This is a genomic window from Pseudomonas vranovensis (assembly GCF_040438935.1).
Taxonomy (GTDB): domain Bacteria; phylum Pseudomonadota; class Gammaproteobacteria; order Pseudomonadales; family Pseudomonadaceae; genus Aquipseudomonas; species Aquipseudomonas vranovensis.
Genome location: NZ_CP159259.1, coordinates 3,886,271 through 3,911,547, shown reverse-complemented (window position 1 = coordinate 3,911,547; position 25,277 = coordinate 3,886,271). Strand labels below are relative to the sequence as shown.

The 25,277-nt window shown below is 60.5% G+C and carries 28 protein-coding genes, 1 tRNA gene and 1 pseudogene; 24 read left to right on the top strand and 6 right to left on the bottom strand.

Annotated features, from left to right (window positions below):
* Positions 1-5 precede the first annotated feature (5 nt).
* From ABVN19_RS18255 to gabP, 4 genes are all read right to left on the bottom strand, one after another.
* Entirely contained in the window at positions 6-515 is a 510-nt protein-coding gene (locus tag ABVN19_RS18255; RefSeq protein ID WP_105641246.1) for a sigma-70 family RNA polymerase sigma factor, read from the bottom strand.
* A gap of 96 nt (positions 516-611) precedes the next feature.
* Positions 612-1,502 carry a bestrophin family ion channel gene (locus tag ABVN19_RS18250; protein ID WP_105641245.1) on the bottom strand — a complete coding sequence of 297 codons (891 nt, stop codon included), beginning with the start codon at positions 1,500-1,502 and terminating at the stop codon, positions 612-614.
* A gap of 76 nt (positions 1,503-1,578) precedes the next feature.
* A complete protein-coding gene (locus ABVN19_RS18245) occupies positions 1,579-2,055 on the bottom strand; it encodes a GNAT family N-acetyltransferase (protein ID WP_028942747.1) in 477 nt (158 codons plus the stop codon).
* Positions 2,056-2,121: 66 nt separating this feature from the next.
* Positions 2,122-3,522 carry a GABA permease gene (gene gabP / locus ABVN19_RS18240; protein WP_028942748.1) on the bottom strand — a complete coding sequence of 467 codons (1,401 nt, stop codon included), beginning with the start codon at positions 3,520-3,522 and terminating at the stop codon, positions 2,122-2,124.
* A gap of 300 nt (positions 3,523-3,822) precedes the next feature.
* Here gabP and ABVN19_RS18235 point away from each other — a divergent pair, with 300 nt between their 5' ends.
* Complete coding sequence (locus tag ABVN19_RS18235; protein ID WP_028942749.1) at positions 3,823-4,014, top strand: YhfL family protein; 192 nt, start codon at positions 3,823-3,825, stop codon at positions 4,012-4,014.
* Between the two features lie 193 nt (positions 4,015-4,207).
* Positions 4,208-4,720 (top strand): superoxide dismutase family protein, encoded by a 513-nt coding sequence (sodC, locus tag ABVN19_RS18230; RefSeq protein WP_105641244.1) that lies wholly within the window; start codon positions 4,208-4,210, stop codon positions 4,718-4,720.
* 66 nt (positions 4,721-4,786) lie between these two features.
* Here sodC and ABVN19_RS18225 read toward each other — a convergent pair.
* A tRNA-Leu gene (locus ABVN19_RS18225) sits at positions 4,787-4,871 on the bottom strand.
* A gap of 108 nt (positions 4,872-4,979) precedes the next feature.
* On the opposite strand from ABVN19_RS18225, the gene queA reads away from it, so the two are divergent.
* The 6 genes from queA to ABVN19_RS18195 all read left to right on the top strand — a co-directional run bounded on the left by queA (position 4,980) and on the right by ABVN19_RS18195 (position 11,066).
* Complete coding sequence (queA, locus tag ABVN19_RS18220) at positions 4,980-6,029, top strand: tRNA preQ1(34) S-adenosylmethionine ribosyltransferase-isomerase QueA (protein WP_105641243.1); 1,050 nt, start codon at positions 4,980-4,982, stop codon at positions 6,027-6,029.
* Positions 6,030-6,043: 14 nt separating this feature from the next.
* Positions 6,044-7,159 carry a tRNA guanosine(34) transglycosylase Tgt gene (gene tgt, locus ABVN19_RS18215; protein WP_167332098.1) on the top strand — a complete coding sequence of 372 codons (1,116 nt, stop codon included), beginning with the start codon at positions 6,044-6,046 and terminating at the stop codon, positions 7,157-7,159.
* A 46-nt stretch (positions 7,160-7,205) separates the two neighbouring features.
* Positions 7,206-7,547 (top strand): preprotein translocase subunit YajC, encoded by a 342-nt coding sequence (yajC, locus tag ABVN19_RS18210; protein WP_028942753.1) that lies wholly within the window; start codon positions 7,206-7,208, stop codon positions 7,545-7,547.
* A 63-nt stretch (positions 7,548-7,610) separates the two neighbouring features.
* Complete coding sequence (secD, locus tag ABVN19_RS18205; RefSeq protein ID WP_105641242.1) at positions 7,611-9,476, top strand: protein translocase subunit SecD; 1,866 nt, start codon at positions 7,611-7,613, stop codon at positions 9,474-9,476.
* Between the two features lie 9 nt (positions 9,477-9,485).
* Entirely contained in the window at positions 9,486-10,397 is a 912-nt protein-coding gene (secF, locus tag ABVN19_RS18200; protein WP_105641241.1) for a protein translocase subunit SecF, read from the top strand.
* 120 nt (positions 10,398-10,517) lie between these two features.
* Positions 10,518-11,066, top strand: coding sequence for a glycine zipper 2TM domain-containing protein (locus ABVN19_RS18195; RefSeq protein WP_105641240.1), 549 nt, complete (start codon positions 10,518-10,520; stop codon positions 11,064-11,066).
* 71 nt (positions 11,067-11,137) lie between these two features.
* Here the strand turns inward: ABVN19_RS18195 and suhB are convergent, their stop codons facing one another.
* Positions 11,138-11,956 (bottom strand): inositol-phosphate phosphatase, encoded by an 819-nt coding sequence (gene suhB / locus ABVN19_RS18190; RefSeq protein WP_028942757.1) that lies wholly within the window; start codon positions 11,954-11,956, stop codon positions 11,138-11,140.
* Positions 11,957-12,101: 145 nt separating this feature from the next.
* On the opposite strand from suhB, the gene trmJ reads away from it, so the two are divergent.
* The 16 genes and pseudogenes from trmJ to hisS all read left to right on the top strand — a co-directional run bounded on the left by trmJ (position 12,102) and on the right by hisS (position 25,247).
* Positions 12,102-12,875, top strand: a complete 774-nt coding sequence (gene trmJ / locus ABVN19_RS18185; protein ID WP_028942758.1) for a tRNA (cytosine(32)/uridine(32)-2'-O)-methyltransferase TrmJ — start codon at positions 12,102-12,104, stop codon at positions 12,873-12,875.
* Positions 12,876-13,658 (top strand): annotated as a pseudogene (gene cysE / locus ABVN19_RS18180) (serine O-acetyltransferase).
* Between the two features lie 152 nt (positions 13,659-13,810).
* A complete protein-coding gene (gene iscR, locus ABVN19_RS18175; RefSeq protein ID WP_028942760.1) occupies positions 13,811-14,302 on the top strand; it encodes a Fe-S cluster assembly transcriptional regulator IscR in 492 nt (163 codons plus the stop codon).
* A 42-nt stretch (positions 14,303-14,344) separates the two neighbouring features.
* On the top strand, positions 14,345-15,559 hold the full coding sequence (locus tag ABVN19_RS18170; RefSeq protein ID WP_028942761.1) for an IscS subfamily cysteine desulfurase: 1,215 nt from the start codon (positions 14,345-14,347) through the stop codon (positions 15,557-15,559).
* Between the two features lie 46 nt (positions 15,560-15,605).
* Complete coding sequence (gene iscU / locus ABVN19_RS18165; RefSeq protein WP_002552476.1) at positions 15,606-15,992, top strand: Fe-S cluster assembly scaffold IscU; 387 nt, start codon at positions 15,606-15,608, stop codon at positions 15,990-15,992.
* 28 nt (positions 15,993-16,020) lie between these two features.
* Positions 16,021-16,344, top strand: coding sequence for an iron-sulfur cluster assembly protein IscA (gene iscA / locus ABVN19_RS18160; RefSeq protein WP_028942762.1), 324 nt, complete (start codon positions 16,021-16,023; stop codon positions 16,342-16,344).
* Positions 16,345-16,352: 8 nt separating this feature from the next.
* Entirely contained in the window at positions 16,353-16,874 is a 522-nt protein-coding gene (gene hscB / locus ABVN19_RS18155) for a co-chaperone HscB (protein ID WP_028942763.1), read from the top strand.
* Positions 16,875-16,916: 42 nt separating this feature from the next.
* Positions 16,917-18,779: a Fe-S protein assembly chaperone HscA gene (gene hscA / locus ABVN19_RS18150; RefSeq protein WP_028942764.1), complete on the top strand. Its 1,863-nt coding sequence runs from the start codon at positions 16,917-16,919 to the stop codon at positions 18,777-18,779.
* Between the two features lie 3 nt (positions 18,780-18,782).
* Positions 18,783-19,124: an ISC system 2Fe-2S type ferredoxin gene (gene fdx, locus ABVN19_RS18145; RefSeq protein ID WP_028942765.1), complete on the top strand. Its 342-nt coding sequence runs from the start codon at positions 18,783-18,785 to the stop codon at positions 19,122-19,124.
* 13 nt (positions 19,125-19,137) lie between these two features.
* On the top strand, positions 19,138-19,338 hold the full coding sequence (gene iscX, locus ABVN19_RS18140; RefSeq protein WP_028942766.1) for a Fe-S cluster assembly protein IscX: 201 nt from the start codon (positions 19,138-19,140) through the stop codon (positions 19,336-19,338).
* 91 nt (positions 19,339-19,429) lie between these two features.
* On the top strand, positions 19,430-19,855 hold the full coding sequence (gene ndk, locus ABVN19_RS18135; RefSeq protein WP_028942767.1) for a nucleoside-diphosphate kinase: 426 nt from the start codon (positions 19,430-19,432) through the stop codon (positions 19,853-19,855).
* Positions 19,856-19,883: 28 nt separating this feature from the next.
* Positions 19,884-21,029, top strand: coding sequence for a 23S rRNA (adenine(2503)-C(2))-methyltransferase RlmN (gene rlmN, locus ABVN19_RS18130; RefSeq protein WP_028942768.1), 1,146 nt, complete (start codon positions 19,884-19,886; stop codon positions 21,027-21,029).
* Between the two features lie 13 nt (positions 21,030-21,042).
* Entirely contained in the window at positions 21,043-21,801 is a 759-nt protein-coding gene (gene pilW / locus ABVN19_RS18125; protein WP_105641239.1) for a type IV pilus biogenesis/stability protein PilW, read from the top strand.
* A complete protein-coding gene (locus ABVN19_RS18120; protein ID WP_105641238.1) occupies positions 21,801-22,820 on the top strand; it encodes a RodZ family helix-turn-helix domain-containing protein in 1,020 nt (339 codons plus the stop codon). Before pilW ends, ABVN19_RS18120 begins: the two co-directional genes overlap by 1 nt.
* Positions 22,821-22,823: 3 nt before the next feature.
* The gene (ispG, locus tag ABVN19_RS18115) at positions 22,824-23,933 is read left to right on the top strand and encodes a flavodoxin-dependent (E)-4-hydroxy-3-methylbut-2-enyl-diphosphate synthase (RefSeq protein WP_028942771.1); all 1,110 of its coding nucleotides are present in this window, start codon (positions 22,824-22,826) and stop codon (positions 23,931-23,933) included.
* A gap of 24 nt (positions 23,934-23,957) precedes the next feature.
* Entirely contained in the window at positions 23,958-25,247 is a 1,290-nt protein-coding gene (hisS, locus tag ABVN19_RS18110) for a histidine--tRNA ligase (protein WP_028942772.1), read from the top strand.
* Positions 25,248-25,277: the final 30 nt, after the last annotated feature.

The following is a 25,277-nucleotide window of genomic DNA, read 5'->3' as shown; positions in this document are numbered from 1 at the left end:
GGCGCTCACTCGTACTGACTGGCGTAGCACAAGGCAAAAGCCTTGCTCATGGACTTCTGCACCTGGTCGATACTCAGCCCCAGCTGCACGGCAATTTGCTTGTAGGTCAGGCCGTCGAGCTGCGACAACAGGAAAATCTCCCGCGCCCTGGGGCCCAGGCCGTGCAGCAGCGCATCGACTTCCACCAGGGTTTCAATCAGCAGGTACTGGTCCTCGGCAGACAATGCCAGGGCTTCGGGCTGCGCCGCCAGCGCCTCGGCATAGGCGCGCTCCACGGCCTGGCGCCGCCAGCGGTTGACCAGCAGACCATTGGCGATGGTGGCCAGGTAGGCCAGGGGCTGGCGCAACTCGCTGATCGGCTGGCGCGAACGCATCACCCGCACGAAGGTGTCCTGGGCCAGATCGTCGGCATCGGCACTTTCGCCCAGGCGCTTGCGCAGCCAGTTGCGCAACCAGCCGTTGTATTCGAGATACAGGTGTTCGACATCCCGCGGCAAAGACTTGGGCATTTCCATGAAAGTGCAAGCGCCAGTATGTTACTGATAATTGTTCTCAATGCTACTGGAGGCTGCAGGAAAGATGCAATGGCTGCCAGGAAAGGACTTGTACGGCTACAAGACTAGCTCTCCACTCTGGGCATCACGCTGCATCGACTCCAGGTTCCGCTCGATCGTTTCACAGATCGCATCCATCTGGATCTGATGTTCACTGAGGCGAAACGGACTCTGCAGGTCGGTACCGATTCGCTCGATTGCCAACAGCATGAAACCCACCACAGTCGAGGCCAGAGGGGTAAACCAGCCCAGCGATTCGACCAGCCCGATCGGCACGATCAGGCAGAACAGCGAAATGAACAGCCGTGGAAAATACACGTAGGGGTAGGGGAGCGGGGTGTTGGCAATACGCTCCATACCGCCCTGGCTGTTGGACAGGTCCACCAGGGTCGATTCCAGCCGTGCCAGGCGAATGCTGTCCAGGCGCCCCGCCTTGTACTCACGGGCCAACAAGGTCGCGGAGCCGGTGAGGATGTCGTTGGCGAAGTTGTTCGAGCGACTGCGACGTTCGAACTCGTCGGGCGGGATGAAGGCCATCAGTTCATCCGGACACGGCTCGCCGCGCAGGTGGGCGGCCAGGCAATTCACATAGGCAATATGCCGTCGCAGCAATGTTGCCTTGATCGGATTGACCCCATCGCGCTCATCGTCGATCAGGGTCAGCACTTGGCGAGCGAAGCTGCGGGAGCTGTTCACCAGGCCTCCCCACAAGGTCCTTGCCTCCCACCAGCGGCTATAGGCACTGCTGTTACGAAAACTTACCAGCACCACCAGCGCCGAGCCCAGCAGGGTCAGTGGCATCAGCGGCAGGGTGAACTTGCTGTTGAAGAACAGCATGAAGTCGATGGTGACCAGCACGTCCCAGATAAGCAGCCAGAACAGCGACCAGCCGACGTAGCCAAGCGTCTTGACGATCAAGCGGTATTTGCGGGCGATGGCGTTTTTCACTGGAGAACCTTGAGCGGCGAATGCACAGGATCGGACGCCGATGCGCGCTCAAGGTTCGCTGCAGTTCATCGATGCGCTACAGCACTTGCTTCATCTGCACCAGCGCAACCCGCGTGCTATCAGGGCCCTGGCGTTCCTCGATGGCAAAGGGCACGAATCCCAGTTGAGGGTAGAGCAACAGCCCGGCGGTATTGTGGTTGAAACATGACACCCAGAGTTCGCGGGCCTCGAACTGGCTACGGGCAAGATCGATCATGCACTGCACCAGGTAACGCGCCACGCCATGACCACGGGCAGCAGGCGCCACCACCACATTGCCCAGGGCACAGATACCGCCGACTTCTGCCTTGTAGAAGTTGGCAAAGGCCAGGACCGTGCCGTCCCCCTCCACCACGGTGGACCCGCTGCGCTGGGCGATGGCCTCGCTCAGTTGCGCCGGTGTCAGCGGATACCGGGCCTTGGGGAACATGTAGAACAATTCGTCCGGGCCTTGTGGAAGGCAGCAGAGGGCGGGGATGTCCTGGGCCTGGACGGGGCGATGGCTCAGTTGCATAAGGCGACTCGTTCAAGGAGGGGCGTAACGGGGATCGTAAACACAATCCCTGATCCACCTTCAACCCTAGACGGCCGAGCGAATCCTTGCTGGCTGCCCGTGCTGGCGAGTCAGCACGATGCCGAGGAGGGAAATGGCCAGTGCCAGACCAATGGTGGTGGTTACCTCCGCGCGATGTTCCGGCGTCACCAGCATCACACCGAGCGCTGCGATAATAAAGACGATGACCGCGTAGGTAAGCCAGGGGAACAGCCACATCTGGAATTCGAGCCGTACATTCTGCCGGCGCAATATCCTGCGCATCCTCAGTTGGGAGACGGCAATGACCAGGTACACCAGCAAGGCAATGGCGCCGGAGCTGGCCAAGAGGAACTGGAACAGCCCGGCAGGGGCGAAGTAGCTGACTACGGTGATGACCGCACCCAGCACCGTGCTGGCGATGACCGCTGTCCGCGGAACACCGGCAGACGAGGTGACTTTTACACGTTTTGGCGCCTCGCCGCGCTTACCCAGTGAGTACAGCATGCGCGAAGCAATGTAGATCGAGGAGTTCATGCAACTGGCCACGGCGACCAACACCACTACATCCATCATGAACTTGGCGTGGGGAATATTCATCAACTCCAGGGCGCGTTGGTAAGACCCTACTTCCGCCAGTAGCGGGTCATTCCAGGGCACGATGGAAATAATCACGGCGATCGACAGCAAGTAGAACACGCCGATACGCCAGATCACCGAACGGGTGGCCTTGGCAATGTTCTTGGCCGGGCTCCGGGATTCGGCAGCGGCAATGGTTACCGCCTCTGTGCCGATAAAGCTGAACATCACGGTAATAAACGCGCCAACGACTGCAGAGAGGCCATTCGGTGCAAAGCCGCCTTGTTCATCCAGCAGTCGGCTGAGGCCGCTTACTTCTCGTTCGGGCACCCAGCCCATCAGCACCGCAAAGCCCAGGCTGATAAAGGCGATGATTGCGATGACCTTGAACATGGCGAACCAGAACTCGAACTCTCCGTACTTCGACACACTGAAAAGATTGGTTGCGGCCAGGACAACGATCGACAGCAAGGCAAATAACCAGGTGTCGATTTGGGGGAACCAGTGGTTGAGTACATGGCCGGCAGCCAGTGCTTCGATGGGAATGACCAGCACCCAGAACCACCAATACATCCAGCCAATGGTAAATCCGGCCCAAGGTCCGATTGCCTGGTCGGCATAGGTGGAAAACGAACCGGTGTCGGGCTTGGCAACGGCCATTTCGCCGAGCATGCGCATGACCAGAATGACAAGGATGCCCGAAAATACATACGCCAGAATGGCCGCAGGCCCGGCGGCGGCGATGGCGTGCCCGGACCCGACGAACAAGCCGGCACCAATGATGCCGGCAATCGAAAGCATGGTGACGTGACGCGGCTTGAACCCTTGCGCCAGCTGACCTTTCGTATCTTCGGAGCCCGGACTGATCATTGTGCTTATTCTCTTTGTTGTTTGATCTTGGGACGTGCTGACTGACGATTAGGCGAACATCACTCCTTCCCAAAGGCCAGGCCACATTACCTAGGTGTATTAACTGGCCGGTTTGTCGAGCGCGCCCCAATCGGGTCCGATCGCGACATGGAGAAAGTTGAAGTTGCGGGGGGGAGGGCAAGTCGCGCAGTTGCAGCGCTGAAGCACAACGTGGACAGTCCGGGAGGTACAAACGATTGATTTGTGTATAATCGCGCCGCTTCCATTAAGGGGGCGCTTCATAAATTAAAGGATTTTTGTATGAAAAAGCTGTTCAAGGTAGCGGTCGCTACTGCCATGGTTTCTGGTGTTGCTCTGCTGTCCGGCTGCACTGGCCAGGTGTACAACCAGCAAAAGAATTGCTCTTACGACTACCTGTTCCACCCTTCGGTTTCGGTATCTAAAGTTATTGGTGGCTGCGGTCCTATCGATAAGCTGCCACAACAGCAGTAATTTTAGAGCGGTACTGACTGGACCCTTTTCGGTTTAGTCCAAGGCCCCCTGCTACGGAAGTAGCAGGGGGTTTTTGTTTATGGCCGAACAGCGCGTGCGCCGGCGGCTCGGAAAATGGAACCCGCAGGGTTGGTCGGGCTCCACAGGAAAGGTGGGACGCTTGGGTTCCACGGCCAGACAATGGAGCTCTACCATGAAAGTACTTTGTTTCACGGCCTTGATGATCGCTGCAGGCGTCGCGCAGGCCCAGACAGTGGAAATCGCCCTGGTGAACGCCGATGGAAGCGCCAAGCCTATAGGCGCTATCACCCTTGAGCAAAGTCGCTATGGCACATTGTTGACACCTGACCTGCGCGACCTGCCGCCGGGTGTGCATGGCTTTCATCTTCATGAAAAACCATCCTGCGAGCCGGCGCTGGTCGATGGCAAGAGCACGCCAGCCGGTGGGGCGGCAGGGCACTGGGACCCTGACAAGACCAAGGCGCACAAAGGGCCCTATGACGACAGCGGTCATAAAGGCGACCTGCCTGCCCTCTACGTGGGTGGCGATGGCAAGGCAACTAACCAGGTACTGGCGCCACGACTCAAAATGGATGAGTTCGAGGGCCACGCGTTGATGGTACATGCCGGGAGTGATAACCATAGTGATCACCCTCAGGAACTGGGTGGCGGCGGGGCGCGAATTGCGTGCGGGGTAGTGCGCTGATGGGTTCGTGAGCGACAAATCGCACCCACAAAAAAGCCGACGTTGAAGTCGGCTTTTTCATGCGTTTGGTGCCCCGAGGGAGACTCGAACTCCCACTCCTTTCGAAAACGGATTTTGAATCCGCCGCGTCTACCAATTCCGCCATCAGGGCTTGTGGCGGCGGAGTATAAAGAGGTGCCTACCGTTGGTCAATCAGGTTTCATAGTCAATTTTTGTCTTTTCGGCTAAACTTTGCGGCCCTGTCGAACCGAACACCATCATGCGCGTCGCCGATTTTTCCTTTGAGCTCCCTGATTCCCTGATCGCTCGCCATCCGCTGGCGCAGCGCCATAGCAGCCGGCTGTTGACCCTGGACGGGCCGAGCGGGGCACTGGCTCATCGCCAGTTCACCGACCTGCTCGAGCACCTGCGCCCGGGCGACCTGATGGTGTTCAACAATACCCGGGTGATTCCCGCGCGCCTGTTCGGCCAGAAGGCCAGTGGCGGCAAGCTGGAAATCCTGGTCGAGCGTGTGCTGGACAGCCATCGGGTGCTGGCCCATGTGCGTTCGAGCAAGTCGCCCAAGCCGGGTACGCAGATCCTCATCGATGGTGGTGGCGAGGCTGAGATGGTTGCCCGTCACGACACGTTGTTCGAACTGCGCTTTGCCGAAGACGTGCTGCCGCTGCTCGACCGTGTCGGGCATATGCCGCTGCCACCTTATATCGACCGCCCCGACGAGGGCGCCGATCGCGAGCGCTATCAGACGGTCTATGCGCAACGCGCCGGTGCCGTAGCCGCGCCCACCGCCGGGCTGCACTTCGATGAAGAATTGATGGCGAAGATCACCGCCAAGGGCGTGGAAACCGCCTTTGTCACCTTGCACGTCGGCGCTGGCACCTTCCAGCCGGTGCGGGTCGAGCGCATCGAAGACCACCACATGCATAAAGAGTGGCTCGAGGTCGGCCAGGACGTGGTCGACGCCGTGGCCGCCTGCCGTGCCCGCGGTGGGCGGGTGATTGCCGTGGGCACCACCAGCGTGCGTTCGTTGGAAAGCGCAGCCCGCGAAGGTGTGCTCAAGGCGTTCAGCGGTGATACCGACATCTTTATCTTCCCGGGCCGGCCGTTTCATGTGGTCGATGCCCTGGTCACCAACTTCCACCTGCCTGAATCCACGCTGCTGATGCTGGTTTCGGCCTTCGCCGGTTACCCCGAGACCATGGCTGCCTACGCGGCGGCAGTCGAAAACGGGTACCGCTTCTTCAGTTACGGTGATGCCATGTTCATCACCCGCAATCCGGCGCCGCGTGGCCCCGAGGATCAAGCATGAGTCGCACCTGTCGTATGTCCTTCGAGTTGCTGGCCACCGACGGCAAGGCCCGTCGTGGTCGCCTGACGTTCCCCCGTGGTGTGGTCGAGACCCCGGCGTTCATGCCGGTGGGTACCTATGGCACGGTCAAGGGCATGCTGCCCCGGGACATCGAGGCCATCGGCGCGCACATGATCCTGGGCAATACCTTCCACCTGTGGCTGCGCCCGGGCACCGAGGTAATCAAGGCCCACGGCGACCTGCACGATTTCATGAAGTGGCAAGGCCCGATCCTCACCGACTCCGGTGGCTTCCAGGTGTTCAGCCTGGGCGCCATGCGCAAGATCAAGGAGGAGGGCGTGACCTTCGCCTCGCCGGTCGATGGCTCCAAGGTGTTCATGGGCCCCGAGGAGTCGATGCAGGTCCAGCGTGACCTGGGTTCGGACGTGGTGATGATCTTCGACGAATGCACCCCGTACCCGGCCGATGAAGACGTTGCCCGTGTCTCGATGGAGTTGTCGCTGCGCTGGGCCCAGCGCTCGAAGAGCGCCCACGGCGACAGCACTGCGGCGCTGTTCGGTATCGTTCAGGGCGGCATGCACCAGAACCTGCGCATGCGTTCGCTCGAAGGTCTGGAGAAGATCGGCTTCGATGGGCTGGCCATTGGTGGCCTGTCGGTGGGCGAGCCCAAGCACGAGATGATCAAGGTGCTGGATTACCTGCCGGGCATGATGCCGGCTGACAAACCTCGTTACCTTATGGGGGTAGGCAAGCCGGAAGATCTCGTTGAGGGTGTGCGCCGCGGCGTCGACATGTTCGATTGCGTGATGCCTACGCGCAACGCGCGCAACGGCCATCTGTTTGTCGATACCGGCGTGCTGAAAATCCGTAACGCGTTCCATCGCCATGATGATTCGCCACTGGACCCAACCTGTGACTGCTACACCTGCCAGAACTTCTCCCGTGCTTATCTGCATCACCTGGACAAGTGCGGCGAAATGTTGGGCAGTATGTTGAATACGATCCATAACTTGCGCCATTACCAGCGTTTGATGGCTGGTTTACGCGAGGCTATTCAACAAGGTACATTGGCCGCCTTTGTCGATGCCTTTTACGCCAAGCGCGGGCTGCCTGTGCCGCCCTTGGACTGATGTTCTGTCGATCCCTAACAAGTACTGAATGCAACTGGAGTGCTAAATGAGCTTTCTGATCCCCGCCGCTTACGCGGACGCCGCTGCCCCAGCCGCTGCCGCCGGCCCTGCCGGTACTGGCTTCGAGTGGATTTTCCTGGTCGGTTTCCTGGTCATCTTCTACCTGATGATCTGGCGTCCACAGGCCAAACGCGCCAAAGAGCAGAAGAACCTGCTGAGCAACCTGCAAAAAGGTGATGAAGTGGTCACCAACGGCGGCATCGCCGGCAAGATCGTCAAAGTGGCCGACGACTTCGTGGTACTGGAAGTATCCGACAACGTCGAACTGAAGTTCCAGAAGGGCGCCGTTGCCGCGACCCTGCCTAAAGGTACGCTCAAAGCGATCTAAGTTTCAGTTTTTTACCAATCGACGGGGCGCGCAAGGCGCCCCGCGTCTTGAACGGGCGGCGTGATGCTGAACAAATACCCTCTGTGGAAATACCTATTGATCGTGGCGGTACTGGCGATCGGTTTTATTTATTCCGCTCCCAACCTTTATCCTGATGATCCGGCCGTTCAGGTCAGTGGTGCCAGCACGGCGCTGCAGGTCACTCAGGCGGATCTGGACCGCGCGAGCAAGGCGCTCGTCGACGCCGGTATCCAGGTCAAGGCTGCAAGCCTGGGCGAAAAGGGCAGGGGTGCACTGCTGCGCCTGACCAAGCAGGAAGACCAACTGCCAGCCAAGGATGTCGTGCGCAAGGCGCTGGGTGATGACTACGTTGTAGCGTTGAACCTGGCCCCGACCACCCCGCAATGGCTGCGCAACCTGGGTGCAAGCCCGATGAAGCTGGGTCTGGATCTTTCCGGTGGTGTGCACTTCCTGCTGGAAGTGGACATGGACAAGGCCATGTCGGCCCGCCTGAAAGTCTACGAAGGCGAAGTCAAAAGCCTGTTGCGTAAAGAGCGTGTGCGTTATCGCAGCCTGCCGCAGCAAGATGGCGACATTCAGTTGGGCTTCTCCGATGAAGCCTCCCGCGAACAGGCTCGCAGCCTGATCCGCAAGAATTTCAATGATTTCGAGCTGACCACCACCGAGCGCAATGGCCTGTCGGTGCTGCGTCTGGCGATTACCCCGGCCAAGGTCGCGGAAATCCGTGAATACTCGATCAAGCAGAACTTGACCACAGTCCGTAACCGGGTCAACGAGCTGGGTGTTGCCGAGCCGCTGGTACAGCGCCAGGGTGCCAACCGCATCGTGGTGGAGCTGCCAGGCGTGCAGGACACTGCCGAAGCCAAGCGTATCCTGGGCAAGACCGCCAACCTGGAGTTCCGTCTGGGTGCCGAGCCGGGCGCTTCCAAAGCCACTACCGAAACCTTCGAGTTCCGTGAGGGCGGTCGTTCGGCCGCTGTCGAGCGTGGCCTGATCATCACCGGTGACCAGGTTACCGACGCCCAGGCAAGCTTCGACGAGCAGGGTCGCCCGCAAGTGAACATCCGCCTGGATGGCCACGGTGGCGAACTGATGAGTCGCGCAACGCGCAGCAACGTCGGTCGCAGCATGGCGGTGATCTTTATCGAGCAGCGCCCGACTACTCGCTATGTGAAGCAGATGGTCGATGGTGTCGAGAAGGACGTCGCTGTCCAGACCTTCACTGAAGAAAAACGCATCATCAGCCTGGCAACCATCCAGTCGCCACTGGGCAGCCAGTTCCGCATCACCGGCCTGAACGGGCAGGGTGAGTCCTCAGAGCTGGCCCTGCTGCTGCGTGCCGGTGGCCTCGCTGCCCCGATGTACTTCGCTGAAGAGCGCACCATTGGTCCGAGCCTGGGTGCCGACAACATCACCAAGGGTATCGATGCTTCCCTGTGGGGCATGCTGTTCGTCTCCCTGTTCATCATGGCTATCTACCGTTTCTTTGGTCTGATCGCCACTATTGCCCTGGCCGGTAACATGGTCATGCTGCTGGCGCTGATGTCGCTGCTGGGGGCAACCCTGACCCTGCCGGGTATCGCCGGTATCGTTCTGACCATGGGTATGGCGGTCGACGCCAACGTGCTGATCTTCTCGCGGATTCGCGAAGAGCTGGCCAATGGCATGTCGGTGCAGCGCGCTATCCACGAAGGCTTCAACCGTGCCTACACCGCGATTGTCGACGCCAACCTGACCACCCTGCTGGTGGGCGGCATCCTGTTCGCCATGGGTACCGGTCCGGTCAAAGGCTTCGCAGTTACCATGTCCCTCGGGATTTTCACCTCGATGTTCACGGCCGTCATGGTTACCCGCGCAATGGTCAACCTGACCTGCGGTGGGCGTGATATCAAGAAGTTGTGGGTTTAAGGGGCTGCCATGTTACGTACCATTAACTTCATGGGTGTGCGCAACTTTGCGTTCGGCGTCACCCTGCTTCTTACCGTACTGGCGCTGTTCAGCTGGTTCTATAAAGGGCTCAATTTTGGCCTGGACTTTACCGGCGGTACGCTCATCGAGCTGACCTACGAGCGTCCGGCCAACCTCGGCCAGGTGCGTGAGGAGTTGGTCAAGGCCGGCTTCAAGGACGCTGTGGTGCAGAGCTTCGGTGCAACCACCGACCTGCTGGTGCGTATGCCGGGCGATGACCCGATGCTGGGCAACCGCGTTTCCGAAGCCCTGCAGAAGGTTAGTACCGACAACCCGGCCGTGGTCAAGCGTGTCGAGTTCGTGGGGCCCCAGGTCGGCGAGGAGCTGCGTGACCAGGGTGGCCTGGGCATGCTGCTGGCTCTGGGCGGCATCATGCTGTACCTGGCCTTCCGCTTTCAGTGGAAATTCGCCTTGGGTGCGATTCTCTCGCTGGTCCACGACGTGGTCGTGACCCTGGGTATCCTGTCGTTCTTCCAGATCACCTTCGACCTGACGGTGCTGGCAGCGGTGCTGGCGATCATCGGCTACTCGCTCAACGACACCATCGTCGTGTTCGATCGGGTGCGCGAGAACTTCCGTGTATTGCGCAAGGCTTCGCTGATCGAGAACATCAACATCTCGACCACCCAGACCCTGCTGCGTACCGTGGCAACCTCGGTCTCCACCTTGCTGGCCATCGCTGCGCTGCTGTTCTTCGGGGGTGACAACCTGTGGGGCTTCTCGCTGGCGCTGTTCATTGGTGTCATGGCGGGTACCTACTCGTCGATCTACATCGCCAACGTAGTGCTGATCTGGCTGAACCTGAGCAGCGAAGACCTGATTCCACCGGTCAAGGCAGAAGGTGTGGACGACCGCCCGTAAGGGCTTTTCCCACGCTGTTTGTCGTAGAAGAAGGCGCGAGCATTGAACTCGCGCCTTTTTTTATGCTCCAAGGCAGGGAGAAGGCGGGCTATGTCCCGCGGGTACGATCAGGAGGTTCACGTGAACAAGTCAATGCTGGTGGGTGCGGTTCTGGGTGCTGTCGGTGTTACCGCCGGAGGTGCTGTGGCCACCTACAGCCTGGTCAAAAGCGGGCCGGAGTACGCCGAGGTTGTGGCTGTGCAGCCGATCAAGCAGACCGTCAAGACGCCACGCGAAGTCTGCAAGGATGTCACTGTCACGCGTCAGGCGCCGGTGAAGGATCAGCATCAGATTGCCGGTACTGTGCTGGGGGCAGTGGCAGGTGGTTTGCTGGGTAACCAGATTGGTGGCGGCACGGGCAAGAAAATTGCCACGGTGGCCGGCGCGGTCGGTGGCGGCTATGCCGGTAACAAGGTGCAGGAAGGCATGCAGGAGCGTGATACCTACACCACCACTCAGACCCGCTGCAACACGGTCAACGACCTGAGCGAGAAGGTGGTGGGTTATGACGTGAAGTATTCGATTGGCGACAAGATTGGCCAGGTTCGTATGGACCGTGACCCAGGTTCGCAGATCCCGCTGGATAAAGAGGGCAAGCTGGTGTTGAGCCAGGCGGAGTCCGGGCAGTAATCTCCCTGTTCCAGGGATGGAGTCCACAAAAAAGCACCCCGAAGGGTGCTTTTTTTGTGCCCGGTCGAAGCTTAACGCTTGATCGAGGCAGGCAGGTGCGGCTGGATAGCAGTCAGGACGGCCTTGAAGCACTTGGTGTTGCCGGCGACGATGTGGCCCTTCTCGAGGAAGTCATGACCGCCGGTGAAGTCGCTCACCAGGCCGCCAGCTTCCTGAATCAGCAGGGCGCCTGCGGCCATGTCCCATTCCGACAGGCCCGATTCCCAGAAGGCATCGAAGCGACCGGCGGCGACGTAAGCCAGGTCCAGGCTGGCAGCGCCGGCGCGGCGGATGCCGGCGGTCTGGCCAACCAGGGCGCGGAACATGCCCAGGTAGTTGTCCAGGTCAGCCATCTGGTTGTCGCGGAACGGGAAGCCGGTGCCCAGCAGTGCGCCTTCCAGGCTGGTGCGTGGGCTGACGCGCAGGCGGCGGCCGTTCAGCTGGGCGCCACGGCCACGGCTGGCGGTGAATTCTTCCTGGCGGACAGGGTCCAGTACCACGGCGTGCTCAAGGCGGCCACGGTATTTGCAGGCGATGCTGACAGCGAAGTGCGGAACGCCACGCAGGAAGTTGGTGGTGCCGTCCAGAGGATCGATGATCCACAGGTAGTCCTTGCCTTCTTCGCCGCTGCCAGCGTGCAGGCCGGTCTCTTCGCCGTAGATGGAGTGGTTCGGGTAGGCCTTGCGCAGAGCGTTGATGATGCTTTGCTCGGCAGCACGGTCGACTTCGGACACGTAATCCTTGGCGTCTTTTTCATCAACCTTGATGCTATCCAGGCGCTCGATGGAGCGGAAAATCAGTTCACTGGCGCTGCGGGCGGCGCGCAGCGCGATATTCAGCATGGGCTGCATGGACGTTTCACCTGGGTCGTTAAAGAAAGCCGAACATTCTAGCAGAAAACTTCGCGCGAAGAAGTGTGTCATTTGCTTTCGTAGCGTAATGTTGGTCGGTTCTGTAAGATTTGCTCCCTTATTTCCATGTCTGTGAGCGCTCGCCTTGCTGCAAAATATTCGTGTTGTTCTGGTCAATACCAGCCACCCCGGCAATATCGGCGGCGCTGCGCGTGCCATGAAAAACATGGGCTTGTCGCGCCTGGTGCTGGTCGACCCGCTGGATTTCCCGTCCCATGAGGCGGATGCCCGAGCCTCGGGCGCCGATGACGTGCTTGCGGGAGCGCAAGTGGTCGCGACCCTCGAAGAGGCGTTGGCCGGCTGCAACCTGGTGCTCGGTACCAGCGCCCGGGATCGGCGTATCCCGTGGCCGTTGGTCGATCCGCGCGAGTGCGGCAGCAAAACCATCGAGCACGCAGCCCAGGGTCAGGAAATTGCGTTGGTGTTCGGGCGTGAATACGCCGGCCTGACCAACGAAGAGCTGCAGCGCTGTCATTTCCATGTGCATATCCCCTCCAATCCGGATTTCAGCTCGCTGAACCTGGCGGCGGCCGTGCAGGTGCTGGCTTATGAGGTGCGCATGGCCTGGCTGGCAGCCGAAGGCCAGCCGTCCAAGGTGGAAAAATTCGAAGTGACGTCGGTGCGCAGCAGCGAGCTGGCGACCATGGATGAAATGGAGTTGTTCTATGAACACCTGGAGAAAACCCTGGTGGACATCGGCTTCCTCGACCCCGAAAAGCCCAAGCACCTGATGCCGCGTTTACGTCGCCTGTATGGGCGCAGCTCGGTCAATCGTTCGGAAATGAGTATTTTGCGCGGCATCCTCACCGAAACCCAGAAAGTGGCCCGGGGCGAGCCGCATAAACGCAAGGATCAATAGATGTTCGAGCGTCTGCGTGAAGATATCCAGAGCGTTTTCCACCGTGACCCGGCGGCGCGCAATGCCTTTGAAGTGCTGACCTGCTACCCGGGCATGCATGCGATCTGGCTGCATCGGGCGGCGCATTCGCTGTAGAAGCGCGATTGGAAGTGGCTGGCGCGGCTGGTATCGAACTTCGGGCGCTGGATGACCGGTATCGAGATTCATCCCGGTGCCAAGGTCGGGCGGCGTTTTTTCATCGACCACGGCATGGGAATTGTCATCGGTGAAACCGCCGAGATCGGTGACGACGTCACGCTTTACCAGGGCGTGACCCTGGGCGGCACCAGCTGGAACAAAGGCAAGCGTCACCCGACGCTTGAAGATGGTGTCGTCGTCGGTGCCGGCGCGAAGGTGCTGGGCCCGTTCACCGTGGGTGCCGGGGCCAAGATCGGCTCCAACGCCGTGGTCACCAAGGCGGTGCCGGCAGGCGCCACTGCGGTAGGTATTCCGGGGCGGATCATCGTCAAGACCGACGCCGAAGTCGAAGCCAAGCGCAAGGCAATGGCCGAGAAGATTGGTTTTGATGCCTATGGCGTCAGTGAAGACATGCCTGACCCGGTGGCGCGCGCCATCGGTCAGTTGCTTGATCACCTGCAGGCGGTGGACGGGCGGCTGGAAGACATGTGCGGTGCGCTGAAGAACCTTGGCAGTGACTACTGTGCCAAGGAGCTGCCGGCCCTGCGTCAAGAGGACTTCGCCGAGGTCAAGGGCGAGGCGCGCAGCGACACGCCGACGCATTGACAGAAGGGCGTGCGCATACGCCCTTTCGTTTGCTATGATTCCGCCGCCTTCCCGCGGCAATCCCGACTAAAGCACTAGGTCTTATAGTTGACTTAAATGCTCGGGAATAGCATACTCGCTCCCATTCCGTAACCCCGTGGTACCTACTAGCCATGCGACTGACTACAAAAGGCCGATACGCCGTGACCGCCATGCTTGATCTGGCGTTGCACGCGCAGCATGGGCCGGTGTCTCTGGCCGACATTTCCGAGCGCCAAGGCATCTCCCTTTCTTATCTGGAGCAGCTTTTTGCAAAGCTGCGCCGCAGCAGCCTGGTTTCCAGTGTGCGCGGCCCTGGCGGCGGCTATCAGCTGTCGCGAAGCATGGAGAGCATTCAGGTCGCACAGGTCATCGATGCGGTTAACGAATCGGTCGACGCAACACGCTGTCAGGGCCTGGGTGATTGCCACGCCGGCGACACCTGCCTTACCCACCACTTGTGGTGTGACCTGAGCCAGCAGATTCACGAATTCCTCAGCGGTATCAGCCTGGCTGACCTTGTTACTCGCCGTGAGGTGCAAGAAGTCGCCCAGCGCCAGGACCTGCGACGTATCGCAAGCCGGGCACCGCAGCTGGACAAGATTGAGACGTCAGCCGTCGAATGACCGTTTCGACGCGCGGCGCGACCGCCTGATAGGAGATATTCAATGAAGTTGCCGATCTACCTCGATTACTCCGCGACCACTCCGGTCGACCCACGCGTTGCCCAGAAGATGAGCGACTGCCTGCTGGTCGACGGGAACTTCGGTAACCCGGCGTCGCGCTCCCACGTCTTTGGCTGGAAAGCCGAAGAAGCGGTTGAGAACGCTCGCCGCCAGGTCGCTGACCTGGTCAACGCCGATCCGCGTGAAATTGTCTGGACCAGCGGTGCAACCGAGTCCGACAACCTGGCAATCAAGGGCGTTGCGCACTTCTACGGCACCAAGGGCAAGCACCTGATCACCTCCAAGATCGAGCACAAGGCTGTCCTCGACAGCACACGCCAGCTGGAGCGTGAAGGCTTCGAGGTTACCTACATCGAGCCGGGCGCCGATGGCCTGATCACCCCGGCCATGGTTGAAGCTGCCCTGCGTGATGACACCATCCTGGTGTCGATCATGCATGTGAACAACGAAATCGGCACCATCAACGACATCGCTGCCATCGGCGAGCTGACCCGCGCTCGCGGCGTCATGTTCCACGTCGACGCTGCTCAGTCCACCGGCAAGGTCGAAATCGACCTGCAGAAGCTGAAAGTCGACCTGATGTCCTTCTCCGCACACAAAACCTACGGCCCTAAAGGCATCGGCGCGCTGTACGTCAGCCGCAAGCCTCGCGTGCGTCTGGAAGCCACCATGCACGGCGGCGGTCACGAGCGCGGCATGCGTTCGGGCACCCTGGCGACCCACCAGATCGTCGGCATGGGAGAAGCGTTCGCCATCGCCAAAGAGCAGATGGCCAGCGAGAACGTCCGTATCAAGGCCCTGAGCGACCGCTTCTACAAGCAGGTCGAAGGTCTTGAAGAGCTGTACATCAACGGCAGCATGACCGCGCGTATCCCGCACAACCTGAACCTGAGCTTCAACTACGTTGAAGGCGAATCGCTGATCATGGCCCTCAAGGACCTGGCAGTGTCGTCCGGTTCGGCGTGTACCTCGGCTTCGCTTGAGCCGTCCTACGTACTGCGCGCTCTGGGCCGTAACGACGAGCTGGCTCACAGCTCGATCCGCTTCACCTTCGGTCGTTTCACCACCGAAGAAGAAATCGACTACGCCGCGCAGAAAGTTTGCGAGGCCGTGACCAAGCTGCGCGAATTGTCGCCGCTGTGGGATATGTACAAAGACGGCGTCGACATCTCCAAGATCGAGTGGGCTGCGCACTAAGTAGTCGCCGGCAAGAGCGGCTCTCTGATGAGGAAGGAATTGCACCATGGCATACAGTGAAAAGGTCATCGACCATTACGAAAACCCACGCAACGTCGGCAAGATGAATGCCGAGGATCCGGATGTCGGGACCGGCATGGTCGGCGCTCCAGCGTGCGGCGACGTGATGCGCCTGCAAATCAAGGTCAACGAGCAGGGTGTCATCGAAGACGCCAAGTTCAAGACTTACGGCTGTGGTTCGGCCATTGCCTCCAGCTCCCTGGCCACCGAGTGGATGAAGGGCAAGACCCTGGACGAAGCCGAAACCATCAAGAACACCCAGCTGGCCGAAGAACTGGCGTTGCCGCCGGTCAAAATCCACTGCTCGGTACTCGCCGAAGACGCCATCAAGGCGGCTGTACGCGATTACAAGCAGAAGAAAGGTTTGCTCTAAGTTCGCCTGTTGCAGGTAAGGAGTCTCGATGGCTATCAGCATGACAGAAGCCGCCGCCAACCACGTGCGGCGCTCTCTCGACGGACGCGGCAAGGGTCTTGGCATTCGCTTGGGCGTTCGTACCACCGGCTGCTCGGGTCTGGCCTATGTGCTGGAGTTCGTTGATCAGCCAGACGCCGAAGACCAGGTCTTCGAAAGCCACGGCGAGAAGGTGATCATTGATCCCAAGAGCCTGGCCTACCTCGACGGTACCGAGCTCGATTTCGTCAAGGAAGGGTTGAACGAAGGCTTCAAGTTCAACAACCCCAACGTGCGCGGTGAGTGTGGCTGCGGCGAAAGCTTCAACGTCTGAGGCTGCGCGTGGGTACTCCTTGTCATTTCGCCCTGTTTGACCTGCAACCTGGCTTCCGTCTGGACCTTGATAAACTGGCCGTTCGCTATCGCGAGCTGGCCCGTGAGGTCCACCCGGATCGCTTCGCCGATGCCTCCGAACGTGAACAGCGCATAGCGCTCGAACGTTCGGCTGCGCTGAACGAGGCCTACCAGACGCTAAAGAGCGCGCCCCGGCGTGCCCGCTACCTGTTGGCGATCGGCGGCCATGAAGTGCCGCAGGAAGTCACCGTCCATGATCCCGAGTTCCTGCTGCAGCAGATGCAATTGCGCGAAGAGCTCGAAGACCTCCAGGACAGTGCCGACCTCGATGGTGTCGCCGTGTTCAAGCGTCGCTTGAAAACCGCCCAGGAAGCGCTCAACGAGGATTTCGCCGCCTGCTGGAACGATCCTGCGCAGCGCGAACAGGCCGAGCGCCTGATGCGCCGCATGCAGTTTCTCGACAAGCTCGCCTACGAAGTGCGCCAGCTGGAAGAGCGCCTCGACGATTAACTCGGCGCTGCTCCTGGCGGCGCCCCTGGTATTCAGATAAGCATGGCCCTACTGCAGATCGCCGAACCCGGTCAGAGCCCTCAACCGCACCAGCGTCGCCTGGCGGTGGGGATTGACCTTGGCACCACCAACTCCCTGGTCGCAGCATTGCGCAGCGGCCGCAGCGAGCCCCTGCCCGACGCTCAAGGTCGGGTCATCCTGCCTTCGGCCGTGCGTTACCATGCCGACCACATCGATGTCGGTCAGGTAGCGCGTGACGCCGCATCCAGCGACCCACTCAATACCGTGCTGTCGGTCAAGCGCCTGATGGGCCGTGGCCTGGCAGACGTCAAGCAACTGGGTGAGCAACTGCCGTACCGCTTTGTCGGCGGTGAGTCGCACATGCCGTTCATCGACACCGTGCAGGGCCCGAAAAGCCCGGTGGAAGTCTCGGCCGATATCCTCAAGGTGCTGCGTCAGCGCGCTGAAGAAACCCTGGGTGGCGAGTTGGTGGGCGCGGTAATCACCGTGCCGGCCTATTTCGACGACGCCCAGCGCCAGGCTACCAAGGATGCGGCGCGTCTGGCCGGGTTGAACGTGCTGCGCCTGCTCAACGAGCCGACTGCTGCAGCCGTGGCCTATGGCCTTGACCAGAACGCTGAAGGCCTGGTGGCCATTTACGACCTGGGCGGCGGTACCTTCGATATTTCCATCCTGCGCTTGACCGGCGGCGTGTTTGAAGTGCTTGCCACCGGTGGCGACAGCGCCCTGGGCGGCGATGATTTCGACCATGCCATCGCCAGCTGGATTGTCGAGCAGGCCGGTCTGTCTTCGGATCTTGATCCGGGAGCCCAGCGCCAGCTGTTGCAAGCCGCTTGCGCCGCCAAGGAAGCCCTGACCGACGCTGACGCGGTCACTGTCGCTTACGGCGACTGGCAGGCCGAGCTGACCCGCACTGCATTCGATGCCCTGATCGAACCATTGGTAGCCCGCAGTCTCAAGGCCTGCCGTCGCGCCGTGCGTGACAGCGGTGTCGAGCTCGAAGAAGTTGCGGCAGTGGTCATGGTCGGTGGTTCGACCCGTGTGCCGCGTGTACGTGAGGCCGTAGGCGCCCTGTTTGGCCGTACGCCGCTGACCGATATCGACCCCGATCAGGTGGTTGCCATTGGCGCGGCAATCCAGGCCGATACCCTGGCCGGCAATCGCCGCGATGGTGGCGAACTGCTGCTGCTCGACGTGATCCCCCTGTCCCTTGGGCTTGAGACCATGGGTGGGCTGATGGAGAAGGTGATTCCGCGTAACACCACCATACCGGTTGCCCGCGCCCAGGAGTTCACCACTTACAAGGATGGCCAGTCGGCCATGATGATTCATGTGCTGCAGGGTGAGCGCGAGCTGATCAGCGATTGCCGCTCCCTGGCGCGCTTCGAGCTGCGTGGCATCCCTGCGATGGTCGCCGGTGCCGCGAAGATCCGTGTCACCTTCCAGGTCGATGCCGATGGTCTGCTCAGCGTTTCGGCGCGCGAGCTGGGGTCGGGCGTCGAGTCGAGTATTCAGGTCAAGCCTTCCTACGGCCTGACCGACGGCGAAATTACCCGCATGCTCAAGGATTCTTTCGAGCACGCAGGTTTTGACAAGGTGGCGCGCCAGTTGCGCGAGCACCAGGTCGACGCCGAGCGCCTGCTTGAAGCTGTGCAGGGCGCGCTGGACGCCGATGGCGACCGGCTGCTGGACGCCGAAGAGCGCCTGGCTATCGAACAACAAATGCAAGACTTGCGTGATTTGATCAACGGCACCGATGGCGCAGCCATCGAGCAACAGACCAAGCGTCTGTCGCAGGTGACCGATGCCTTTGCCGCCCGTCGCCTTGATTCGACGGTAAAAGCCGCGTTGGCCGGGCGCAACCTGAATGAGATCGAGGAATAACTGATGCCGCAGGTGATTTTTCTGCCCCACGAGAAGTTCTGCCCGGATGGCATGGTGGTGGAGGCTGAGACAGGTAAGTCCATTCTTGAAGTGGCGCACGATAACCACATCGAGATCGAAAGCGCCTGCGGTGGTGTCTGCGCTTGCACCACGTGCCACTGCGTGATTCGCGAAGGCTTCAACTCGCTCAATGAAGCCGACGAGCTGGAAGAGGACTACCTGGACCGCGCCTGGGGCCTGGAGCCTACCTCGCGCCTGACCTGCCAGGCCAAGGTCGGAACCGAAGACATCACTGTCGAGATTCCGAAGTATTCGCTCAACCACGCAGCCGAAGCGCCGCATTGATCCTGGAGCCGACATGAGCCTGAAATGGGTTGATGTACTTGAAATTGCAATCCAGCTTGCCGAAAGCAAGCCGGAAGTCGATCCTCGTTATGTGAACTTCGTCGATCTGCACCAGTGGGTGCTGGCATTGCCGGAATTCAGTGACGATCCGCAGCGTGGCGGCGAGAAGGTTCTCGAAGCCATCCAGGCGGCCTGGATCGAAGAAGCCGACTGAGCGCGCTCGGCAGGTTAGGCAATCCCCCGGAACCCGCGTATAATTCGCGGGTTTAATTTTTCGCTTCACTCAACGTTTCTGGAGTTACACCATGGCTGTTCAACGTACTTTCTCCATCATCAAGCCTGACGCCGTTGCCAAGAACGTGATCGGCAAGATCACCACTCGCTTCGAAGACGCTGGCCTGCGCATCGTTGCTTCGAAAATCAAGCAACTGTCCAAAGCCGAAGCTGAAGGCTTCTACGCTGAGCACAAAGAGCGCGGTTTCTTCGGTGACCTGGTTGCTTTCATGACCTCCGGTCCAGTTGTTGTTCAGGTTCTGGAAGGCGAAAACGCCATCGCTCTGAACCGTGAGCTGATGGGCGCTACCAACCCTAAAGAAGCTGCTCCAGGCACCATCCGTGCCGACTTCGCCGAGTCGATCGACGCCAACGCCGTTCACGGTTCGGACTCCGAAGCTGCCGCTGCTCGCGAAATCGCTTACTTCTTCGCAGCTACCGAGGTAACCACTCGCTAAGCGAAAGCTTACGGGTGAGGGTGAATCCATGACGACATCGACTGGCAAAACTAACCTGTTGGGGCTGACCCAGCCGGAAATGGAAAAATTCTTCGACTCTATCGGGGAGAAGCGTTTCCGTGCCGGTCAGGTAATGAAATGGATTCACCACTTTGGCGTCGATGATTTCGACGCCATGACCAACGTCGGCAAGGCCTTGCGTGAAAAGCTCAAGGAAGTTGCCGAGGTTCGCGGTCCGGAAGTGGTCAGCGAGGACATCTCCACCGACGGCACCCGTAAATGGGTGGTGCGCGTGGCGTCCGGCAGTTGCGTCGAGACCGTGTACATCCCCCAGGGCAAGCGTGGCACGTTGTGTGTCTCGTCCCAGGCCGGTTGCGCCCTGGACTGCAGTTTCTGCTCCACCGGCAAGCAAGGATTCAACAGCAACCTCACCGCCGCCGAAGTCATCGGCCAGGTGTGGATTGCCAACAAGTCGTTCGGCACTGTGCCTGCCAAGATCGACCGTGCCATCACCAACGTGGTGATGATGGGCATGGGCGAGCCGCTGCTGAACTTCGACAACGTGGTCGCAGCCATGCACCTGATGATGGACGACCTCGGCTATGGCATTTCCAAGCGCCGGGTGACCCTGTCCACTTCCGGCGTGGTGCCGATGATCGAAGAGCTGGCCAAGCACATCGACGTTTCCCTGGCCCTGTCGCTGCACGCGCCGAACGATGCGCTGCGCAACGAACTGGTGCCGATCAACAAGAAGTACCCGCTCAAGGTATTGCTTGCAGCGTGCATGAACTACATGTCGCAGCTGGGCGAAAAGCGCGTACTGACCATCGAGTACACCTTGCTCAAGGACGTCAACGACAAGCTCGAACACGCCGTGGAAATGGCCGAGCTGCTCAAGGACGTTCCGTGCAAGATCAACCTGATCCCGTTCAACCCGTTCCCGCATTCCGGTTACGAGCGTCCGAGCAACAACGCCATCCGCCGTTTCCAGGATCACTTGCATCACGCCGGTTACAACGTGACGGTGCGCACCACCCGTGGTGAAGACATCGACGCGGCGTGCGGCCAACTGGTAGGTCAGGTGATGGACCGCACCCGTCGCAGCGAACGCCTACTCGCCGTGCGTCAGCTGAACGCTGACGGCGATGTGCAAGAAAGCGCTGTACGGAACTGAAGAGAGGACCTCCATGACCTTGCGCGCCGCGCTGTCGATCCTGTCGCTCGCCCTGCTTGCAGGCTGCGTGTCCGGCGGGAGTTCGGACACGCTGGCCAGTCGCGAGGGCAGGGTCCATGCAGGACAGGCCTATGTGCAGCTCGGGCTGGGTTATTTGCAACAAGGTTTGACCGAACAGGCCAAGGGGCCACTGAAAAAAGCGCTTGATCTCAATAGCCAGGATGCCGCCGCCAACGCTGCCCTGGCTTTGGTGTATCAGGCTGAAGATGAGCCAGAACTGGCTGAGACACACTATCGCAAGGCGCTGGTCAGTCGCCCGGACGATACGCGGATCCGTAATAACTACGGCAGTTTCCTTTATGCTCGGGGCCAATACGCGCAGGCGCAGCAGATGTTTGCCCAAGCAGCGGCCGATACGCTGTATCCTGAGCGTTCCCGGGTGTTCGAGAGCCTTGGCCTGACCGCCTTGAGGCTCGGCCAGCGTGATCAGGCGCAGCAACACCTGGTAAAAGCTTTGCGACTCAACCAGCAGCAACCGCGTGCGTTGCTCGAAATGGCTGAGTTGTCTTACGAAGACAGGCATTATGTGCCAGCCCGTGACTACTACGATCGTTTCAGCCAGCTGAGCGACCACAGTGCCCGCAGCCTGTTGCTGGGCAGTCGCCTGGCCAACGTCTTCGAAGAACGGAACAAGGCCGCCGATCTGGGCCTGCAATTACAACGACTTTATCCCGGTACGCCGGAATATCAGCAATACCTGTCGGAGCAATGATGAAAGCGGCGCATCCCGAAGTAGCAGCAGCGACTCGCGAGAATCCAGGTGAGACTTTGCGTCAGGCCCGCGAGAGCAAGGACTGGTCGCAGGCCGAAGTGGCCCGCAAACTCAACCTGACCGTGAGTTCCCTGAACAATCTTGAATCCGGCGCCTTCGACAAGCTACCCGGGCACACCTTTGCCCGTGGCTACATCCGCGCTTATGCCAAATTGCTGGACATGGACCAGGCCGCCCTGGTGCTGGCCTTCGACCAGTGTACTGGCACCCACGCCCAGGGGAGCGACGTGCATGCCCTTGGCCGTATCGAAGAACCTGTACGCCTTTCCCATAACATCCTGCGTATTGTCAGCCTATTGATGCTGGTAGTGGTGATCGGTGGCGGCTTCTTCTGGTGGCAGGATCAAAGCAGCCAGCGCAGCAAGGACCTGGTCAACATGGCCCTTGAGCATGTCGAAGTCGAAAGCGCCGACGGTACTACCCAGATCCACCCCCTGGATGAGCCTGAGGATCAGGCTGTCAATGCCGGCCAGGAGCCGGAAACCACTCCGCTGAACCTGGACCAGGCTGCCACGCCGGCCGATCAAGCCGCTCAGGCGCCTGCGCCTGAAGCTGCCGGCAGCCCGGCAGTACCTGTACCCTCTGCTCCGGCTGCCGTGGTTCCTGCACCCGCTCAAGCGCCTGCGCCCGTTCCTGCGACACCGGTAGCGCCTGCAGTGGTTGCCAGCGCTCCCGCCGCAACTCCGGCGCCTGCCGCCGCAGCCCCGGTCGCTGCCGGCAGCGGCCAGGTACACATGCAATTCATCGCCGATTGCTGGACTTCGGTCACCGACGGCAATGGCAAGGTGCTGTTCAGCGCCATCAAGCGCAAGGGCGACAGCCTGCAGCTGAGCGGCAAACCGCCGTTCGCGGTACGCCTGGGCTTTGCCCGGGGCGTGCAGCTCAGCTACAACGGTCAGGCCGTCGACCTTGCGCCGTTCACCAGTGGCGAGACTGCTCGCCTGAAGTTGGGGCAATAAGTCATGCACGGCGAATCTCCGATCAAGCGTCGCGAATCCCGGAAAATCTGGGTTGGAAATGTGCCTGTCGGCGGCGATGCACCCATCGCGGTCCAGAGCATGACCAACACCGACACCAATGACGTCGCCGCTACCGTGGCGCAGATCAACCGCCTGGTCGATGCCGGCGTCGACATCGTGCGCGTCTCGGTGCCGGACATGGACGCCGCCGAAGCCTTCGGCCGCATCAAGCAGCAGGTCAGCGTTCCGCTGGTTGCCGACATCCACTTCGATTACCGCATCGCCTTGCGTGTGGCTGAGCTGGGTGTCGACTGCCTGCGCATCAATCCGGGCAACATCGGTCGTGAAGACCGCGTTCGCGCGGTGGTCGATGCCGCCCGCGACCGTGGCATTCCGATCCGCATCGGCGTCAACGCCGGTTCCCTGGAAAAAGACCTGCAGAAAAAGTATGGCGAGCCGACCCCGGCAGCATTGGTCGAGTCGGCCATGCGCCACGTCGAGCACCTCGATCGCCTGGATTTCCAGGACTTCAAGGTCAGCGTAAAGGCCTCCGACGTGTTCATGGCCGTCGAAGCCTACCGCCTGCTGGCCAAGCAGATCATCCAGCCGCTGCACCTGGGCATCACCGAAGCCGGTGGCCTGCGTTCTGGCACGGTGAAATCCGCGGTCGGCCTCGGTATGCTGCTTGCCGAAGGGATTGGCGATACTATTCGCATCTCCCTGGCGGCAGACCCGGTCGAAGAGGTCAAGGTCGGTTACGACATCCTCAAGTCCCTGCACTTGCGTTCGCGTGGTATCAACTTCATCGCCTGCCCGAGCTGCTCGCGGCAGAACTTCGATGTGGTCAAGACCATGAACGAGCTTGAAGGTCGCCTGGAAGACCTGCTGGTTCCGCTGGACGTGGCCGTGATCGGCTGTGTGGTCAATGGCCCCGGTGAAGCCAAGGAAGCCCATGTGGGGCTGACCGGCGGCACGCCGAACCTGATCTACATCGATGGCAAACCATCGCAGAAGCTGAGCAATGACAACCTGGTCGATGAGCTGGAAAAGCTCATCCGCCAGAAAGCGGCCGAAAAGGCCGAAGCCGACGCGGCCTTGATCGCCCGTGGCTGACACCCAGATTCGTAAGGATTTTTCGTGAGCAAATCGCTGCAAGCCATCCGTGGCATGAATGACATCCTGCCCGAGCAGACGCCGCTGTGGCGCTATTTCGAAAGCACCGTGGCAGGCCTGCTGGATTCCTATGGCTACCGCCAGATCCGCACGCCTATCGTCGAGTTCACCGAACTGTTCAAACGCTCGATTGGTGAAGTCACCGACATCGTCGAAAAAGAGATGTACACCTTTACCGACCGTAACGGCGACTCCCTGACCCTGCGTCCGGAAGGTACCGCGGCCTGTGTGCGCGCCGTGCTCGAACACGGTATCAGTGGCGGCGGCCAGGTGCAGAAGCTCTGGTACATCGGCCAGATGTTCCGCCATGAGCGTCCGCAGAAAGGCCGTTATCGCCAGTTCCACCAGATCGGCCTCGAGGTGTTCAACCTCGACGGTCCGGACATCGACGCCGAGCTGATCGTACTGACCTGGCGCCTGTGGAAACTGCTGGGAATCCGTGATGCGGTCAAGCTCGAACTCAACAGCCTGGGCACCAGCGAAGCCCGGGCCCGCTACCGTGATGCGCTGGTCGAGTTCCTCTCGGCGCGTCTGGACCAGCTGGACGAAGACAGCCAGCGTCGCCTGAAGACCAACCCGCTGCGCATCCTCGATACCAAGGACGCCAATACCCAGGCGGTGCTGGTCGATGCGCCGAAACTCGAAGACTACCTGGACGAAGAGTCCCGTGTTCACTTCGAAGGCCTGAAGGCGCGTCTGGATGCGGCCGGCATTCCATTCGTGATCAATACCAAGCTGGTACGTGGCCTGGACTATTACAGCAAGACCGTATTCGAGTGGGTCACCGACAAGCTTGGCTCCCAGGGCACTGTCTGTGCCGGCGGGCGCTACGATGGCCTGGTCGAGCAAATGGGCGGCAAGCCGACCCCGGGCGTTGGCTTCGCCATGGGTATCGAGCGTCTGATCCTGCTGCTTGAAACCCTGGGGCAGATTCCCGAGTCGATCAACCGCCAGGTCGATGTCTACCTGTGCGCCTTCGGCGAGCAGGCGGAGCTGGCTGGCCTGGCCCTGGCCGAGCGTCTGCGTGATCGCTTGCCGAACCTGCGCCTGCAGGTCAATGCCGGTGGTGGCAGCTTCAAGAGCCAGTTCAAGAAGGCCGACAAGAGCGCAGCTCTGTTCGCCTTGATCCTGGGGGACGACGAACTGGCGCAACAAGTGGTAGGTTTCAAACCCCTGCGTGGCCAGGGCGAACAACAAAACATTACCTGGGATGCTCTGGCAGAGCACCTGGAAGCTTCCCTCGCGCAGGCGTGAAGCGGGTCAACAGCCGATTTGGTGAAAAGG

Excerpts from the sequence above, each read along its gene's own strand:
- ABVN19_RS18255 (WP_105641246.1), bottom strand. The coding sequence starts at position 515 with ATGGAAATGCCCAAGTCTTTGCCGCGGGATGTCGAACACCTGTATCTC.
- ABVN19_RS18245 (WP_028942747.1), bottom strand. The coding sequence starts at position 2,055 with ATGCAACTGAGCCATCGCCCCGTCCAGGCCCAGGACATCCCCGCCCTC.
- gabP (WP_028942748.1), bottom strand. The coding sequence starts at position 3,522 with ATGATCAGTCCGGGCTCCGAAGATACGAAAGGTCAGCTGGCGCAAGGG.
- ABVN19_RS18235 (WP_028942749.1), top strand. The coding sequence starts at position 3,823 with ATGAAAAAGCTGTTCAAGGTAGCGGTCGCTACTGCCATGGTTTCTGGT.
- sodC (WP_105641244.1), top strand. The coding sequence starts at position 4,208 with ATGAAAGTACTTTGTTTCACGGCCTTGATGATCGCTGCAGGCGTCGCG.
- queA (WP_105641243.1), top strand. The coding sequence starts at position 4,980 with ATGCGCGTCGCCGATTTTTCCTTTGAGCTCCCTGATTCCCTGATCGCT.
- tgt (WP_167332098.1), top strand. The coding sequence starts at position 6,044 with ATGTCCTTCGAGTTGCTGGCCACCGACGGCAAGGCCCGTCGTGGTCGC.
- yajC (WP_028942753.1), top strand. The coding sequence starts at position 7,206 with ATGAGCTTTCTGATCCCCGCCGCTTACGCGGACGCCGCTGCCCCAGCC.
- secD (WP_105641242.1), top strand. The coding sequence starts at position 7,611 with ATGCTGAACAAATACCCTCTGTGGAAATACCTATTGATCGTGGCGGTA.
- secF (WP_105641241.1), top strand. The coding sequence starts at position 9,486 with ATGTTACGTACCATTAACTTCATGGGTGTGCGCAACTTTGCGTTCGGC.
- suhB (WP_028942757.1), bottom strand. The coding sequence starts at position 11,956 with ATGCAGCCCATGCTGAATATCGCGCTGCGCGCCGCCCGCAGCGCCAGT.
- iscR (WP_028942760.1), top strand. The coding sequence starts at position 13,811 with ATGCGACTGACTACAAAAGGCCGATACGCCGTGACCGCCATGCTTGAT.
- ABVN19_RS18170 (WP_028942761.1), top strand. The coding sequence starts at position 14,345 with ATGAAGTTGCCGATCTACCTCGATTACTCCGCGACCACTCCGGTCGAC.
- iscU (WP_002552476.1), top strand. The coding sequence starts at position 15,606 with ATGGCATACAGTGAAAAGGTCATCGACCATTACGAAAACCCACGCAAC.
- iscA (WP_028942762.1), top strand. The coding sequence starts at position 16,021 with ATGGCTATCAGCATGACAGAAGCCGCCGCCAACCACGTGCGGCGCTCT.
- hscA (WP_028942764.1), top strand. The coding sequence starts at position 16,917 with ATGGCCCTACTGCAGATCGCCGAACCCGGTCAGAGCCCTCAACCGCAC.
- fdx (WP_028942765.1), top strand. The coding sequence starts at position 18,783 with ATGCCGCAGGTGATTTTTCTGCCCCACGAGAAGTTCTGCCCGGATGGC.
- iscX (WP_028942766.1), top strand. The coding sequence starts at position 19,138 with ATGAGCCTGAAATGGGTTGATGTACTTGAAATTGCAATCCAGCTTGCC.
- ndk (WP_028942767.1), top strand. The coding sequence starts at position 19,430 with ATGGCTGTTCAACGTACTTTCTCCATCATCAAGCCTGACGCCGTTGCC.
- rlmN (WP_028942768.1), top strand. The coding sequence starts at position 19,884 with ATGACGACATCGACTGGCAAAACTAACCTGTTGGGGCTGACCCAGCCG.
- pilW (WP_105641239.1), top strand. The coding sequence starts at position 21,043 with ATGACCTTGCGCGCCGCGCTGTCGATCCTGTCGCTCGCCCTGCTTGCA.
- ABVN19_RS18120 (WP_105641238.1), top strand. The coding sequence starts at position 21,801 with ATGAAAGCGGCGCATCCCGAAGTAGCAGCAGCGACTCGCGAGAATCCA.
- ispG (WP_028942771.1), top strand. The coding sequence starts at position 22,824 with ATGCACGGCGAATCTCCGATCAAGCGTCGCGAATCCCGGAAAATCTGG.